This window comes from Kitasatospora sp. NPDC054795, assembly GCF_053611565.1.
Map to the genome: position 1 here is coordinate 23,160 of NZ_JBSHAP010000019.1, position 14,324 is coordinate 37,483.

The following is a 14,324-nucleotide window of genomic DNA, read 5'->3' on the forward strand; positions in this document are numbered from 1 at the left end:
TGTGCAGGGCGCGGACGGGGGAGGACAGTGGGCGCATGCAGATTCCACTCTCCGTGATGGACTTCCTCGACCGGGCCGAGCTGGTCTACGGCGACCGGGTCGGCATCGTCGACGAGCCGGTGCAGCCGGCCGAATCCTGGGGCGAGCTGAGCTACCGCAGGGTCGCCGAGCTGGCCCGCGCCCAGGCCGCCGGGCTGGACCGGCTCGGCGTCGGGCCGGGCGAGCGGGTCGCGGTCGTCTCGCACAACTCGGCCCGGCTGCTGACCTCCTTCTTCGGGGTGAGCGGGCACGGCCGGGTGCTGGTGCCGGTGAACTTCCGGCTGAAGGCCGAGGAGGTGTCGTACATCGTCGAGCAGAGCGGCGCCTCGGTGCTGCTGGTCGACCCCGAGGTCGCCGACTCCCTGCACGGGGTGGTCGCCAAGCACAAGTTCGTGCTGGGCGCGGACAGCGACGCCGTGCTGTACGACTTCGACGGCACCCCGCGGCGGTACGCGGTGGACGAGAACGACACCGCCACCATCAACTACACCAGCGGAACCACCGCCCGCCCCAAGGGCGTTCAGCTCACCCACCGCAACATCTGGCTGAACGCGACGCTGATGGGCCTGCACTACGGCGCGAACGACCGGGACGTCTACCTGCACACCCTGCCGATGTTCCACGCCAACGGCTGGGGCCTGCCGTTCTCGCTCACCGGCCTGGGCGCCCGGCACATCGTGCTGCGCAAGGTGGACGGCGCGGAGATCCTGCGCCGGGTCGAGCGGCACGGGGTGACCTTCCTGTCCGGCGCGCCGGCCGTGGTCCAGATGGTGCTGGACGCGGCCGCCGACCTGGACGGCCCGGTGCCCGGCCGGGACCGGGTGCGGATGATCGTGGCCGGCGCCCCGCCGCCGACCTCGGTGGTGCAGCAGGTCGAGGAGCAGCTGGGCTGGGAGTTCATGCAGCTGTACGGCCTGACCGAGACCTCCCCCGCCGTCACGGTCAACCGCACCCGGGCCGAGTGGGACGCGCTGCCGGCCGCCGAACGGGCCGAGAAGCTGGTGCAGGCGGGCGCCCCGGCGCTCGGCACCCAGCTGCGGGTGGATCCCTCCGGGGAGGTGCTGGTGCGCTCCAACACCGTGCTGGACGGCTACTGGCAGCAGCCGGAGGCCTCGGCCGAGGCGCTGCGGGACGGCTGGTTCCACACCGGCGACGGCGGCACCCTCACGGACGGGCAGCTGACCATCTCCGACCGCAAGAAGGACGTCATCATCAGCGGTGGGGAGAACGTCTCCTCGATCGAGGTGGAGGACTGCCTGTACGACCACCCGGCGGTCGCCGAGACGGCGGTGATCGGCGTGCCGCACGAGAAGTGGGGCGAGACGGTGAAGGCGCTGGTGGTGCTCCGGGAGGGCCACGAGGCGGTCACCGAGGCCGAGTTGATCGCGCACTGCAAGCAGCGGCTGGCCGGCTACAAGTCGCCCACCACGGTGGAGTTCCGGGACGCCCTGCCGCGCACCGCCACCGGGAAGCTGCAGAAGTTCCGGCTGCGCGAGCCGTACTGGACCGGGCGGGAGCGCCAGGTCAACTGACGAGCCCCGACTCCCTTGCCGCGAGGGCGAGTTCGGTCCGGTTGCGGACGCCGAGCTTGTGCATCGCGGACTTGAGGTAGCCCGTCACCGTGTTGCAGGTCAGGCCCAGTCGGGCGGCGATCTCCGGGTTGGTCCGGCCGGTCGCCGCCCAGCGCAGCACCTCGTGCTCGCGCGGGGTCAACGGCGGTACGGGGGCGGACTTCCGGGGCCGCTCGCGACTCCAGGCGGCGGCCCCGGCGAGCGCCCGGGCCGCCGCCCTCGCCAGCGTGCCGACCGCGGAGATCCGCACGTCCCCGAACGGGACGACGGTGCGCAGCGAGGCGTACACCACGCCGTGCACGGTGCCGCCGTCCATCAGCGGGACGGTGAGCATCGCGTACAGGTCCTCGGCGGCCACGGCCGCGTCGTAGTGGTGCGAAATCGTCGTCGCCGCACGGTAGTCGGGCACCCAGGTCGGCGCGCGCTCGGCGAGCGCCCGGCCGCCGAGGCCGAGTCCGGCCGGGACGGGGACGTCGTGCAGCAGGTCGGCCCGGGTGCCGGCCCAGTGCCGCAGCACCATGCCCTCGCCGTCGGGGCGGCTGCCGGGCAGCGGCTCGGGCACGCCGACCAGGCCGACGTCGGCGCCGCACTCGGCCACCACCCGGCGGGCGAGGTCACCGAGCACGGCGTCCCGCACCAGCTCGGCGGCGCGCGCGGCCAGTTCGGGGTCGTCGGGTCGCGCAGCGTCGGCGACGGGTTGCGCAAGGTGGGGGTCCGCAGCCCTGGTCATCGCGGAATTGTCACACGCGGTGGGGCCGGTGGCGAGAGTCCTGACATGCGTGTTTCGTGGAGTCGCGGACACCGGCGGCCGGGCGGGCATAGGGTGCGCCCGTACGCTACCGGTGGGTAGCAACTGCCGGACGGCAACCGCCTTCGACCGGAGGGAAACCGATGACCGACCCGAACGCCCCGGGCGACGTCCTGGGTGGACTGCTGACGGACCTGCGGGACGAGAGCGCGGTGCTGGACGACCTGGTCGCCGGGCTGCCCGCCGGGGGCTGGGCCCGCCCGACGCCCGCCGAGGGCTGGACGGTGGCGCACCAGATCGCCCACCTGGCCTGGACCGACGACTGGACGGCCCTGGCCGCACGCGACCCGGAGGGCTTCGGCGCCTCGCTCGGCGGACGCTTCACCGAGCTGGTGGCGGCCGGCACCGACCCGGTCGAGGAGGGCGCCCGCACGGGTGCGACCGACGAGCCCGCGGCACTGCTCGCCCGCTGGCGGGCCGGTCGGGCGCAGGTGCTGGCCGCACTCGCCGCCGCCCCGGCCGACGTCCGGCTGCCCTGGTTCGGCCCGCCGATGAAGCCCGCCTCGATGGCCACCGCCCGGCTGATGGAGACCTGGGCGCACGGCCAGGACGTCGCGGACGCACTCGGCGCCACCCGTGAGCCCACCGACCGGCTGCGGCACATCGCCCACCTGGGGCTGCGCACCCTGGGCTTCGCCTTCACCCTGCACGGACTGCCCGCGCCCGAGCAGCCGGTCCGGCTCGACCTGACCGCGCCGGACGGCGGGACCTGGTCCATCGGCCCGGCCGGGGCCGATGACGTGGTGTCCGGCCCCGCCCTGGACCTCTGCCTGCTGGTGACCCAGCGCCGCCACCGGGACGACCTCGCCCTCACCGCCACCGGGCCGGTCGCCACCGCCTGGCTCCCGATCGCCCAGGCCTTCGCCGGGGCACCGGGCAAGGGGCGGCAGCCGGAGGCGCAGGCGTAGGGGCCGATCCGCTCAGAGGCCGATCCGGAGCGGGGCGAGCCGGGTGGCGATCAGGTTGGTGGCGCCCCGGTCGCGCTCGATGTGCCCGTGGACCAGCAGCCCGGCCCGGTCCAGGGCGGTGCGGCGCTGGGACTCCCAGACCGGGCGGTTGCAGATCACGTTGATCAGCCCGGTCTCGTCCTCCAGGCTGAGGAAGAGCACCCCGCCGGCCGTCGGCGGCCGCTGCCGGTGGGTGACCAGGCCGCCGACCACCACCGCCGTTCCCGGCGGTACGTCCGGGAGCCGGTCGGCGCAGAGTGCGCCGCCGCGCTCCAGCCGGGCGCGCAGGTGCTGGAGCGGGTGGCTGGTGGCGGAGGTGCCGGTGGCCCACAGGTCGGCGATGGTCTCCTCGACCGGGCTCATCCCGGGCAGCTCCGGCGCCTCGGCGCCGGGCGTGGTGCCGGGGATCAGATCGGCCGAGATCCCGGCGAACGCCCCCGCCTCCCAAAGTGCCTGACGCCTCGTCAACCCGAGGCAGTCGAAGGCCCCGGCCGTCGCCAGCGCCTCCAGGGCGGGCCCGGGCAGGCCGGTGCGGCGGGCGAAGTCCTCCAGGTCCGCGTACGGCTGCCCGGCCACGATCGCCTCGGCCTGCGGGGTGCCGATGCCGCGCACCGTCTCCAGGCCGAGCCGGATCGCCGGCTGCGGGCGCCCTGCCGTCAGTGGCGGCTTCGGGGTCGGCCCCCGGTACGGTTCCAGGGTCGGCCGCGCCCCGCTGGCGTTGACGTCCACCCCGCGCACCCGCACGCCGTGCCGGCGGACGTCCGCGACCAGGCTGAGCGGCGAGTAGAAGCCCATCGGCTGGTTGGCCAGCAGGGCACAGGTGAAGGCCGCCGGGAAGTGGTGCTTCAGCCAGGCGCTGGCGTACACCAGGTAGGCGAAGCTGATCGCGTGGCTCTCCGGGAAGCCGTAGTTGGAGAAGGCCTCGATCTTGCCGTAGACGTCCTCCGCCACCTCGGGCGGGATGCCGCGCTCGGCCATCCCGCCCAGCAGCCGGTCGCGCAGCCGGGCGACCCGCTCGTGCGAGCGCTTGGCGCCCATCGCCTGCCGCAGCCGGTCGGCCTCGGCCGGGGTGAACCCGGCGCAGTCGATGGCGAGTTGCATCATCTGCTCCTGGAACAGCGGCACCCCCAGGGTCTTGCCGAGCGCGTTCTCCATCAGCGGGTGCGGGCAGCCGGCCGGCTCCGCCCCGGCGCGGCGGCGCAGGTACGGGTGGACGGAACCGCCCTGGATCGGTCCGGGGCGGATCAGCGCGACCTCGACCACCAGGTCGTAGAAGTGGTCCGGCTTGAGCCGGGGCAGGGTCGCCATCTGCGCCCGGGACTCGACCTGGAACACGCCGACGGTGTCGGCCCGGCGCAGCATCGCGTACACGCCCTTGTCGTCGTCCGGGATGGTGGCCAGGTCGTAGCGCAGACCGTGGTGCTCCGCGACCAGGTCGCAGGCGTCGTGCAGGGCGGCCAGCATGCCGAGGCCGAGCAGGTCGATCTTCACCAGGCCGGCACCGGCGGTGGACTCCTTGTCCCACTGGAGCACGGAGCGCCCGGGCATCCGGGCCCACTCGGTGGGGCAGATCTCGCCGATCGGCTCCCGGGTGAGCACCATGCCGCCCGAGTGGATGCCCAGGTGCCGGGGCAGGCCGTGCAGCTGGGTGGCGAGCTGGAGCACGTCGGCGGGGATGACGGCGTCCGCGCCGGGGGCCGAGCGGAAGTCGGTCTGCCGGCTGAACGCGTCCACCTGCCCCTGCGGGTAGCCGAGCACCCGGGCTGCGTCGCGGATCGCCAGCCGGGGCCGGTAGGTGATCACATTGGCGACCTGGGCGGCGTGCTCGCGCCCGTAGCGGCCGTAGACGTACTGGATGACCTCCTCGCGGCGGCGGTTCTCGATGTCCAGGTCGATGTCGGGCGGCCCGTCCCGGGCTGTGGAGAGGAAGCGTTCGAACAGCAGCTTGTAGTGGATCGGGTCGACGGCGGTGATCCCGAGGGCGTAGCAGACCGCCGAGTTGGCGGCCGAGCCGCGGCCCTGGCACCAGATGTCCCGGCTCCGGCAGAAGTCCACGATGTCGTGCACGATCAGGAAGTAGCCGGCCAGGTCGAGGTCCTCGATCACGTCCAGCTCCCGGCCGAGCTGGCGGCGGGCGGCGGCGTTGCCGGGGCCGAAGCGGCCCGGGCCGCCGGCCGCGACCAGGGCGCGCAGGTGGCTGATCTCGCTCTCGCCCTCGGGCACGGGGAAACCGGGCAGCTCCGGATCCAGCCGGGCGAAGTCGAAGGCGCAGGCCCGGCCGAGTTCGGCGGTGGCCCGCTGCACCCCGGGGAAGCGGGCCAGCCGGCCGGCCATCTCGCGGCCCGAGCGCAGGTGCGCGCTGCCGGCCGCCCTGGTCCAGCCGACCGCGTCCTGGAGCGTGCGGCGGTCGTGCAGCGCGGCGAGACTCTGCGCGAGGCGGCCCTGGGCGGGGCCGGCGTGGTGGGCGTTGGTGGAGGCGACGACGGGAAGCCGCGCCGTCGCCGCGAGGGCGGCGAGGGCGTCGTTGCGCCGGTCGTCGCCGGGCAGCCACTGGTCGATCAGCTCGACGTGGACGTTCTCGCGGCCGAACGCCTCGGCGAGGGTACGGAGCCGGCGCTCGGCCTCGCCCCGGTCGGGCAGCGCGGCGGGGACCCGGCCGAGCCGGCAGCCGGTGAGCACCGCCCAGTGGCCGTCGTGCGCCCCGGCGAGCGCCGCGAGGTCGTACACCGGATCGCCCTTGGCGCCGCCGGCCAGCTGGGCGGCGGCGATCGCGGCGGAGAGGCGGCGGTAGCCGGCCGGGTCGCGGGCGAGGACCAGCAGGTGCTCCTCCGCCCCGCCGTCGCGGACGGTCAGCTCGGCGCCGAACACGGTGGCCAGGCCCGTGCCCCGGGCCGCCTCGGCGAGCCGGACGGCCCCGTACAGGCCGTCGTGGTCGGTGATCGCGAGGCTCTCCACGCCCAGCCGGACCGCCTCGGCGACCAGGTCCTCCGGGTCGCTGGCGCCGTCCAGGAAGCTGAAGGCGGAGTGGACGTGCAGCTCGGCCCAGGGCTCGGCGGCCCTCCCGGGGCCGGGGCCGGGACCCCACCCGGGCTCCGCCGGAGCGGGGGCAGGCTCGGGAGCGGGGCGGCGCAGCGGGACGACCGTGCGGTCCGGCGCCGCGCCGGTCAGCCGGCGGTGCAGCTCGCTCCAGGGGAGGGTGGGGTGGCTGGTGAAGCCCATCGGGGGTTGCCTTCGTCGTTCTCGTGCTCGTTCCACTCCCCCCGGGTCCGGGCCGACCGCTAGTCGTAGCCGGCCTCCAGGTACCAGGCACCCCCCTCCACGGTGAGCAGCAGCGCCCGGCCACCGCCCACCACGACCTGGAACCGCGCCCGGCGCCGGGCCAGCGACTGGTCCCACCAGTACTCGACCGCCGGCCAGGGACCGGTCCAGCCGTCCACCCGCTCCTCCCGGCCCCGGACCACGACCAGGGCCGGCCGGGCCGACACCCCCGCCCGGCCGTCCACCGTGACCGGCTGCCCGGCCCCGTCCAGCACCCGCACCGGCGCGGGCTCCCGCAGCACCACGGCGGGCCACACCTCCGGCAGCCGCCCCGGCCAGGGCGCGTCGGCCGCCACCGCCGCCTCGTACGGCTCGCCCCACGGCACCTTGACCGCCTGCTCGCCCGGGCCGCGCCCGCCGGCCGGCTCGATCCGGCGCAGCCCCGCGTGGCCGAGCACCGCCTGCACCCGGGCGACCGCGCGCTCCACCCGGTCGTCCGCGACGGCCTGGCCCCACAGCGCGAGCTGGCGGCCCTGGTCCGGGGAGAGGCCGTCGGGGGCCAGCCGGAGCAGGGTGAAGCCCGTGTCCTCCCCGCCTTCCCCGTTGCCGGCGAAGGTGCCCGCGCCCTGCCAGGCCTGCAGCTGCCAACGGACCCGCTCGGCCAGCGCCGTCGCGGACAGCCGGCCCTCGTGCCGCCACAGCCGGGAGGCCGTCCGACCGTCCGCGCAGGCCACCTCGACGGCCACCCGGCGGCAGGTCAGCCCGGCCCCGGCCAGCCGCCGGTGCAACTGCTCGGCCAGCGTGCGGGCGACGAACACCAGCGGCTCCGCCAGCGGCTCCGGCGGGTCGAAGCGCTGCTCGACAGCAAGGTCCGGCTCCTCGTCGCGCGGCACCAGCGGGCGCGGCTGCAAGCCGCGGGCCAGCCGGTGCGCGACCGTCCCGGACGGGCCGAAGCGGTCCGCGACCGACTCGGCCGGCAGGGCGGCGAAGGCCCCGACGGTGGGCAGGCCGAGCCGCCCCAGCAGTTCGGCCAGCGTCTCGTCGCCCAGCGCGCTCACCGGGTACGGGGCGAGGAACTCCGCCGTCCGGCCGGCCGGGACCAGCACTCCGGCCCGGGCGGCGAGCACGGCGGCGAACAGGCCGTCGGCGACACCGACCCGGGCCTGCGGGGCGGCTTCGGCCGGAGCGGTCCGGGTTTGCGGGGCGGCTGCTGCGTCCCGGGCCGCCCGGGTCTGCGGGGCGGTTTCGGGCCGGGAAGCGGCTGCCCGTCGGGAAGCGGCTGCCGGTCGGGAAGCGGCTGCCGGTCGGGCCTCGACGGCCACCGCGCCCGGGACGGCGTCCGGGACGAGGGGACGTCCGAGGGCGTCCGCCACCGCTCTGCCGACCTTGCCGGCCAGCGCCTCCTCGCCGCCGAAGTAGCGGCCCGGGCCCTTCACCGGGATCGCGCACAGTCCCGGACGGATCACCTCCACCCGGGGCGTGAACGCCTCCACCGCCGCGACCACCGGCTCGAAGCGGCGGGTCTCCGCCTCCGGGTCGCGGTCGCGCAGCTCCAGCTCCGGGCAGAGCCGCTGGGCCAGCTTGAGCCGCTGTCCCTGCCGCACCCCGGCCGCCCGGGCGCCCGCCGAGCAGGCGAGGATCCGCCCGCCCTCGGTCACCGCGACCGGGTCGTCGCCGGTGACGGCCACGGCCACCACCGGCCAGTCCGGGCACCAGACCACCAGCACCCGGGGGGTTCCGTCGTCCGCCATCTCAGACCACCGCCGCCACACGGGGTGCCATCGGCTCCGCCACCGGTATCGCCGGTAGTGCCGGTAGCGCTGGTAGTGCCGGTAGCGCTGGTAGTGCCGGTAGCGCCGGTAGCGCCGGTAGTGCCGGCGTCGCCGGTTCCGCCACCGGCTGCGGCCGTCCCTGTCGCGGCTGTTCCTGGAGCGGGCGCACCGCGCCGTGCTCGTCGGGCAGCCAGAGCCGGGCCGTCCGGCCGCGCACCGCCGAGCCGCGGCCCTCGGCCACCACCTCCACCTGCCGGCCGACGAGCTGCCCGTGGCCGTCGCCCAGCCCGAACCAGCGCCCGGAGCGCACCCCCAGCCGCAGCACCGCGCCCGGCCACGGTCCGGCGACCAGCAGCACGCAGCCGCTGCGCCGCAGCACCGCCGCCAGCCGGGCGGCCAGCTTCGGCGGCACCGGCCCGTCCGGGCGCAGCATGATCAGCTCGACCGCGCCGGCCAGCACCGAGACCACTTCGGCCCAGTGCGGCCCCGGATCGTCCGCGACCAGCAGCCGCCGCAGGTCCAGTCCGTACCCCTCGGCGGCGGCCAGCCCCAGGTCCGGCAGTCCGACCGCCGCGGCCCAGCCGCCCTCGGTCTCCTTCACCCCGGCGGCGAGCGCCAGCAGCAGCCCGGTGTCCCCGCCCGCCACCGACACCGCCGTCCCCCGGCGCAGCCCGGCGTCGGGCAGCACCTCCCGCAGTGCGGACGGCACCGGCAGCAGCCCCCGGGGCTCCGCCGTCCGCCCGGTGGCCGGTGTCGCCCGTCCCTCTCGCTCTCCCCGTTCCCCCGGCTCACCCCGCTCCCCCGGCGCGGCAGCCGGGGACGCCACCGGGCGGAGCACGGGGCGTGCGGGCTGCTCGGCGGTGGATTCGAAAACAGATTCGAAAACGGGCACACCCCCAGGATCGAACATTCGTTCGCAAAGATTCAAGTCCGACCTGGTCAACCCACCCGTCACTCTCCGTGCGCCCGGCCGCTCGCGCAGGCCGTACGGGCCGCGGCACGGCCGTCGGCGCCCCGCCGGGAACCCGGACGACTTTCTGCGGCGCGGGCCGAATCCTTTGGAGTGGCCCGCGCCTCTTATAAACGTTCCGACAAACGTCGGGTACGGGATCCGGAGGTAGTGATGATCATCGGAATCGGCATCGCCGTCGCCCTGGTGCTGCTCTGCACCTGCACGCTGGCCGTGAAGCGCAAGCGAGCCGGGCGTGGCTGAATCGACCTGGCCCGGCGAGCAGTTGATCGCCGCCGCGCAGGCCGGCGACGTCGACTCGATCGCCGCGCTGGTGTCGGGATCGCACCCCAATGTGCAGCGGTTCGCCCACTCCCTCTGCGCCACCCCCGAGGACGCGGAGGACGCGGCCCAGGAGGCCCTGATCATCCTGTACCGCAAGATCGGGATGCTGCGGGCCTCCGGCGCCCTGGCGTCCTGGATGTTCCGCATCGTCCGCAACGAGTGCCTCCGGCGCGCACGGACCCGGCTGCGGGACCACGGCGCACCGCTGCTGCGACAGGACGTCTGCGTGGACTCCGCCGAGGAGGCCGCCCTGCGCCGCCTGGAAGCCGGCACGGTGGCGGCCGCGGTCGCCGCCCTGCCCCCCGACCAGCGCCGAGTGCTGATCATGCGGGACGTCCAGGGCCACAGCGGCCGGATGGTCGCCGACGCACTGGGCCTCAGCACGGCGGCGATGAAGTCCCGTCTGCACCGGGCCCGTTCGGCGGTCCACCGGACGCTGCGGCCCACCACCTGAATCCGCCCGTGGAGGAAACGATGACCGGAACGACGACCGCAGCGAAGCCCGGAACCGCCACCGGCCCCGGGGGGCCCGACTTCGCGAGCAAGTCCCTGACCGAACACGTCGTGCGCGGCGTGGTGGGCATCGGCTCGCTGATCGGCTCGGTCGCCCTCGTCCCGGCGGTCGGGCCGGTCGGCCTGGCCCTCCTGCCGGTCGGCCTGCTCGCCCTGCGCGGCTGCCCGACGTGCTGGGCGATCGGCCTGGCGCAGACCGTCTCGCGGGGCCGCCTCCAGCGCTCCTGCGAGGACGGCCGGTGCAAGCCGGCCGTCGCCGACCACCACGACGGGCACGGGGAGGAGGCGCGGTCGGCGTTCACGGGCTCCACCGTCTGAGCGGCTCCCACCGGAGGGCGGCGGGGGCGGAAGGGCGCGGGTCGAGGGGCGGCGGGCACCGAGGGGTGACGGCGGCGGGAGGACGGAGGCAGGAGGGCGGAGGCCGAGAGGTGGTGGCGGGAGGGCTCGTCCCGTCGAAGTCCGGGCCTCCGCCCCGCGACCCCGTGTTCCGCCGGCCGGGCGGCGGCACTCGCCCGACCGGGTACCGACAAGCGTTTTTTCCTTGACAAATTTTTTTGTCGGTCGGAGGCTGGAACGGTGCTGGAAGTCGCCGTGATCGAAGAACCCGCTGCGGCCGAGGCCTCGCTGGACCCCATGCGGTCACGCCTCCTCGCCGCCCTGACCGAGCCCGGCTCGGCCGCCATGCTGGCCGCCCGGCTGGGGCTGCCCCGGCAGAAGGTCAACTACCACCTGAAGGAACTGGAGCGGCACGGCCTCGTCGAACTCGCCGAGGAACGCCGCAAGGGCAACGTCACCGAACGGGTGTACCGCGCCACCGCGGCCTCCTACGTGATCTCCCCCGGCGTCCTGGCCGCCATGAGCCCGGACCCCGCCCGCTCCCCCGACCAGCTCTCCGCCCGCTGGCTGCTGGCGCTCGGCTCCCGTCTGGTGCAGGAGGTCGGGTCCCTGCTGACCGGCGCCTCCCGGGCCCGGCGGCGGGTCGCCACCTTCGGCATCGACGCGCAGGTGCGGTTCGCCTCCGCGGCCGACCGGGCCGCCTTCGCCGAGGAGTTGGCCCAGTCCGTGGCCGCCCTCGTCAGCCGCTACCACGACGAGTCCGCCCCCGGGGGCCGCAGCCACCGGGTGGTGGTCGGACTCCACCAGATCCCCTCCGCACAGCCCGGGGCGGAGGCGGGGGCAGGGGCGACCGGGGCCGGGACCGGGACCGAACCGGCCGGGAGCGCGCCGGAGACCGACGCCGCCGGCAGCGCGGCAGAAGGCGCCGGAACCGCACCGAACCAGGAGAACCCACGATGACCCACCCGTTCGAGATCGAGCTGGAGACCTCCCTCCCGGCGAGCTCGGAACAGGTCTGGGAGGCGATCGCCACCGGACCGGGGATCGACTCCTGGTTCATGGGCCGCAACGAACTGGACCCGCGCGAGGGCGGCACCGCCGTCATGGAGACCGGGGGCCACCGCGCGGAGGCGGTCGTCACCGCCTACGAGCCCGGCAAGCGCCTGGCCACCCGTACGGCCGCCGGCGAGGACGGCCGGTTCATGGCCTTCGAGTACCTGATCGAGGGCCGGGACGGCGGTGCCACCGTGCTCCGCGTCGTCCACAGCGGCCTGCTCGGCGACGACTGGCAGGACGAGTACGACGCGCTGCGCCGCGGCTGGCCCTTCCACCTCCACACGCTGCGCGAGTACCTCACCCACTTCCCCGGGCGCACCGCCGTCCCCGTCTTCGCCGCCGCGCCGTCGGCCGGCCGGCCGGAACCGGAGGTCCGGGCCCTCCTCGCCCACGCCCTGTCGCTGCCGCTCCCGGTCACCGCGGGCACGCGGGTCCACGGCGAACCAGCGGGCCTGCCCCCGCTGGACGGCGAGGTGGCCTGGGCGGACGACGAACGCTTCGAGGTCCGCACCGCCGACGGGCTCTACACCTTCCACCACGGCTCCGGCCTGGTGCTGATGTTCCACCACCTCTTCGGCCCGGCTCCGGACGGGGCCGAGGCCGCCTGGCAGCAGTGGCTGTCCGGGGTCCTCGGCCGACCTGCTCCTTCCGGCCGTTCGGACCTCCCCGGCCCGACCGGCCCGAGCCAGCCTGACCGACACGGCCGACCTACCTGACCCGACCTGCCCGGCCCGACCGCTCCAGATCCGCACGAGAACCGAGGAAGCACCCATGCGCACCCTGATCAGCACCGCCTTCATCTCGCTCGACGGCGTCGTCGAGGGCCCCGGCGGCGAACCCGGCTACCGCAACTCCGGCTGGACCTTCAAGGACATCGAGTTCCTCCCCGAGGCGTTCGAGATCAAGGGGCGGGAGCAGGAGGAGGCCACCGCGATGCTGCTCGGCCGGGTCAGCTACCAGGCGTTCAGCCCGGTGTGGCCGGACATGCCGGAGTTCGCCCGCTACAGGACGCTGCCGAAGTACGTCGTCTCCACCACCCTCACCGAGGACGACCTGGTGCCGAACTGGGGCGGGACCACCATCCTGCGCTCGCTCGACGAGGTCGCCGCGCTGAAGGAGACCGAGGGCGGCCCGATCATCGTCCACGGCAGCGCCGCCCTGAACCGCGCCCTCTCGGACGCCGGTCTGATCGACCGCTACCACCTGCTCGTCTTCCCGCTGCTGCTCGGCGCCGGCAAGCGCCTGTTCAGCACGACGGACAAGGACGCCCAGAAGCTGAAGCTGGTCGAGCACGAGGTGTACGGGAACGGCCTGCAGAAGCAGGTCTTCGACGTCGTCCGCTGACCGCTCCCCGGCTGCTCCCCGGCTGCTCCCCGACCGCTTCCCCTGCGTCGGTGGCGAGAGCGTCGACCGGGTCGGGGCGGGGGCGGCCCTCCTGTCCCGTGCCCGATGTCCGGTGTCCCGTGCGGCCGTGCTCTGCGTCCCGCCCCGGGCCGGGCCGTCAACGCTCCTCTGCGGTGCGCCGGATCAACACCTCGCTGCTCGGCTGCCGCTCCGAGAAGAGCCTCGACGGCGAGGTCCGGGTGAGGAGGCCGCGGAGGTCCGACTCGAAGGCCGGGCGGCGCTCCGCGAAGAGGTGCGGGGCCGAGGAGGAGAGCGAGAAGACGCCCGCGACCGCCTCGTCGGCCGTGCGCTCCAGCGGTCGCCCGCCCGGGACGACGATCCGCTGCGGACCGGTGAAGCCCGCCCGGGTGAGAACGGCGGCCTCGCCGTCCGGTGTGCCGTGCGGCAGCAGCCCCTGCCCGGCCCGCACCCCACGTCGAGCAGCCGCCCCCGCCCGGCGATCCCCAGCGCCTCGGCCAGCGCCTCCGCCAGTCCGGGGGCGTACGGGAGCCTGCCGCGGGTGCAGTGGGCGGCTGTTCCGGCGAACAGCGTCTCGTCCCAGGACCAGGGGCCGTCTGCCACGGCGGCTCCTCCAGGGGTTCGACCGGGGGGTTCGGCCAGGGGCGGCCGGGGGTTCGGCCAGGGATCCGGCCTCGGACGAACGGAGTTGTTCCTGGCACGAGTTGACTCCTGGCCAGACGTTCGCGGGCGGGAAATCGATGGACAGGTATTCCGTGATCAGCAGACTGATCCCATGACCGTGACAGACGACAAGACCGACCTCCGGATCTACATCCAGGATGCCCGCGACGCCCTGCTCTGGAAGCTCGAAGGCCTCTCCGAGTACGACCTGCGCCGCCCGCTCACCCCCTCCGGAACCAACCTGCTGGGCCTGGTCAAGCACGTCACCGGCGCCGAGGCCCTGTACTTCGGCGACACCTTCGGCCGCCCCTTCCCCGAACCGGCCCCCGTGTGGATCACCGGTGGGACCGAGCCGAACGGCGACCTGTGGGCGCGGGCGGACGAGAGCACCGAGGAGATCACCGGGCGCTACCGGCGGGTCTGGGCACACTCCGACGCCACCATCGAGGCCCTGCCGCTGGACGCCGTCGGCAAGGTCCCGTTCGGCGCCGGCCACGAACAGACCCTGCACCGGGTACTCGTCCACATGATCGCCGAGACCCACCGCCACGTGGGACACGCCGACCTGGTCCGCGAACTCGTGGACGGCGCCACCGGCCAGCGTTCCGACGGCGCCAACACCGCCCCCGGCGACGCCGACTGGTGGCGGGCCCACCACGACCGCGTGGAGCAGGCGGCTCGGCAGGCCGGCGGCCCGGCCTGAAC

12 protein-coding genes and 1 pseudogene are annotated in these 14,324 nt (G+C 75.2%); 8 read left to right on the forward strand and 5 right to left on the reverse strand.

Going from position 1 to position 14,324, the window contains the following annotated elements; genetic code table 11:
- Positions 1 to 35: 35 nt before the first annotated feature.
- Positions 36 to 1,571: an AMP-binding protein gene (locus tag ACWGJO_RS09665; RefSeq protein ID WP_359900140.1), complete on the forward strand. Its 1,536-nt coding sequence runs from the start codon at positions 36 to 38 to the stop codon at positions 1,569 to 1,571.
- On the opposite strand, the gene ACWGJO_RS09670 is transcribed toward ACWGJO_RS09665, so the two are convergent.
- A complete protein-coding gene (locus ACWGJO_RS09670) occupies positions 1,564 to 2,340 on the reverse strand; it encodes a LuxR C-terminal-related transcriptional regulator (RefSeq protein ID WP_452182920.1) in 777 nt (258 codons plus the stop codon). The genes ACWGJO_RS09665 and ACWGJO_RS09670 overlap by 8 nt on opposite strands.
- A gap of 161 nt (positions 2,341 to 2,501) precedes the next feature.
- On the opposite strand from ACWGJO_RS09670, the gene ACWGJO_RS09675 reads away from it, so the two are divergent.
- On the forward strand, positions 2,502 to 3,326 hold the full coding sequence (locus ACWGJO_RS09675) for a TIGR03084 family metal-binding protein (protein ID WP_452182921.1): 825 nt from the start codon (positions 2,502 to 2,504) through the stop codon (positions 3,324 to 3,326).
- Between the two features lie 12 nt (positions 3,327 to 3,338).
- Here the strand turns inward: ACWGJO_RS09675 and ACWGJO_RS09680 are convergent, their stop codons facing one another.
- Genes ACWGJO_RS09680 through ACWGJO_RS09690 form a run of 3 tightly spaced genes read right to left on the reverse strand, consistent with a single transcriptional unit; the run spans position 3,339 to position 9,104 of the window.
- The gene (locus ACWGJO_RS09680; RefSeq protein WP_452182922.1) at positions 3,339 to 6,584 is read right to left on the reverse strand and encodes an error-prone DNA polymerase; all 3,246 of its coding nucleotides are present in this window, start codon (positions 6,582 to 6,584) and stop codon (positions 3,339 to 3,341) included.
- A 59-nt stretch (positions 6,585 to 6,643) separates the two neighbouring features.
- Complete coding sequence (locus tag ACWGJO_RS09685; protein WP_452182923.1) at positions 6,644 to 8,374, reverse strand: DNA polymerase Y family protein; 1,731 nt, start codon at positions 8,372 to 8,374, stop codon at positions 6,644 to 6,646.
- Between the two features lies 1 nt (position 8,375).
- Entirely contained in the window at positions 8,376 to 9,104 is a 729-nt protein-coding gene (locus tag ACWGJO_RS09690; RefSeq protein WP_452182924.1) for a hypothetical protein, read from the reverse strand.
- A gap of 496 nt (positions 9,105 to 9,600) precedes the next feature.
- Between ACWGJO_RS09690 and ACWGJO_RS09695 the strand changes: the two genes are divergently transcribed.
- The 5 genes from ACWGJO_RS09695 (at position 9,601) to ACWGJO_RS09715 (ending at position 12,938) form a co-directional block, all read left to right on the forward strand.
- Entirely contained in the window at positions 9,601 to 10,143 is a 543-nt protein-coding gene (locus ACWGJO_RS09695) for an RNA polymerase sigma factor (RefSeq protein WP_452182925.1), read from the forward strand.
- Between the two features lie 20 nt (positions 10,144 to 10,163).
- Positions 10,164 to 10,520 (forward strand): hypothetical protein, encoded by a 357-nt coding sequence (locus tag ACWGJO_RS09700; protein WP_452182926.1) that lies wholly within the window; start codon positions 10,164 to 10,166, stop codon positions 10,518 to 10,520.
- Between the two features lie 258 nt (positions 10,521 to 10,778).
- Positions 10,779 to 11,498: an ArsR/SmtB family transcription factor gene (locus ACWGJO_RS09705; RefSeq protein ID WP_452182927.1), complete on the forward strand. Its 720-nt coding sequence runs from the start codon at positions 10,779 to 10,781 to the stop codon at positions 11,496 to 11,498.
- On the forward strand, positions 11,495 to 12,310 hold the full coding sequence (locus ACWGJO_RS09710; RefSeq protein WP_452182928.1) for an SRPBCC family protein: 816 nt from the start codon (positions 11,495 to 11,497) through the stop codon (positions 12,308 to 12,310). Before ACWGJO_RS09705 ends, ACWGJO_RS09710 begins: the two co-directional genes overlap by 4 nt.
- A 55-nt stretch (positions 12,311 to 12,365) precedes the next feature.
- The gene (locus ACWGJO_RS09715; protein ID WP_452182929.1) at positions 12,366 to 12,938 is read left to right on the forward strand and encodes a dihydrofolate reductase family protein; all 573 of its coding nucleotides are present in this window, start codon (positions 12,366 to 12,368) and stop codon (positions 12,936 to 12,938) included.
- A 157-nt stretch (positions 12,939 to 13,095) separates the two neighbouring features.
- On the opposite strand, the pseudogene ACWGJO_RS09720 reads toward ACWGJO_RS09715, so the two are convergent.
- A pseudogene (locus ACWGJO_RS09720) lies at positions 13,096 to 13,559 on the reverse strand (methyltransferase type 11).
- A gap of 172 nt (positions 13,560 to 13,731) precedes the next feature.
- On the opposite strand from ACWGJO_RS09720, the gene ACWGJO_RS09725 reads away from it, so the two are divergent.
- Positions 13,732 to 14,322: a DinB family protein gene (locus ACWGJO_RS09725; protein WP_452182930.1), complete on the forward strand. Its 591-nt coding sequence runs from the start codon at positions 13,732 to 13,734 to the stop codon at positions 14,320 to 14,322.
- Positions 14,323 to 14,324: the final 2 nt, after the last annotated feature.

Bases quoted from the DNA above. Each gene is read 5' to 3' on its own strand.
- ACWGJO_RS09665 (WP_359900140.1), top strand. From the start codon at position 36: ATGCAGATTCCACTCTCCGTGATGGACTTCCTCGACCGGGCCGAGCTG.
- ACWGJO_RS09670 (WP_452182920.1), bottom strand. From the start codon at position 2,340: ATGACCAGGGCTGCGGACCCCCACCTTGCGCAACCCGTCGCCGACGCT.
- ACWGJO_RS09675 (WP_452182921.1), top strand. From the start codon at position 2,502: ATGACCGACCCGAACGCCCCGGGCGACGTCCTGGGTGGACTGCTGACG.
- ACWGJO_RS09680 (WP_452182922.1), bottom strand. From the start codon at position 6,584: ATGGGCTTCACCAGCCACCCCACCCTCCCCTGGAGCGAGCTGCACCGC.
- ACWGJO_RS09685 (WP_452182923.1), bottom strand. From the start codon at position 8,374: ATGGCGGACGACGGAACCCCCCGGGTGCTGGTGGTCTGGTGCCCGGAC.
- ACWGJO_RS09700 (WP_452182926.1), top strand. From the start codon at position 10,164: ATGACCGGAACGACGACCGCAGCGAAGCCCGGAACCGCCACCGGCCCC.
- ACWGJO_RS09710 (WP_452182928.1), top strand. From the start codon at position 11,495: ATGACCCACCCGTTCGAGATCGAGCTGGAGACCTCCCTCCCGGCGAGC.
- ACWGJO_RS09715 (WP_452182929.1), top strand. From the start codon at position 12,366: ATGCGCACCCTGATCAGCACCGCCTTCATCTCGCTCGACGGCGTCGTC.
- ACWGJO_RS09725 (WP_452182930.1), top strand. From the start codon at position 13,732: ATGACCGTGACAGACGACAAGACCGACCTCCGGATCTACATCCAGGAT.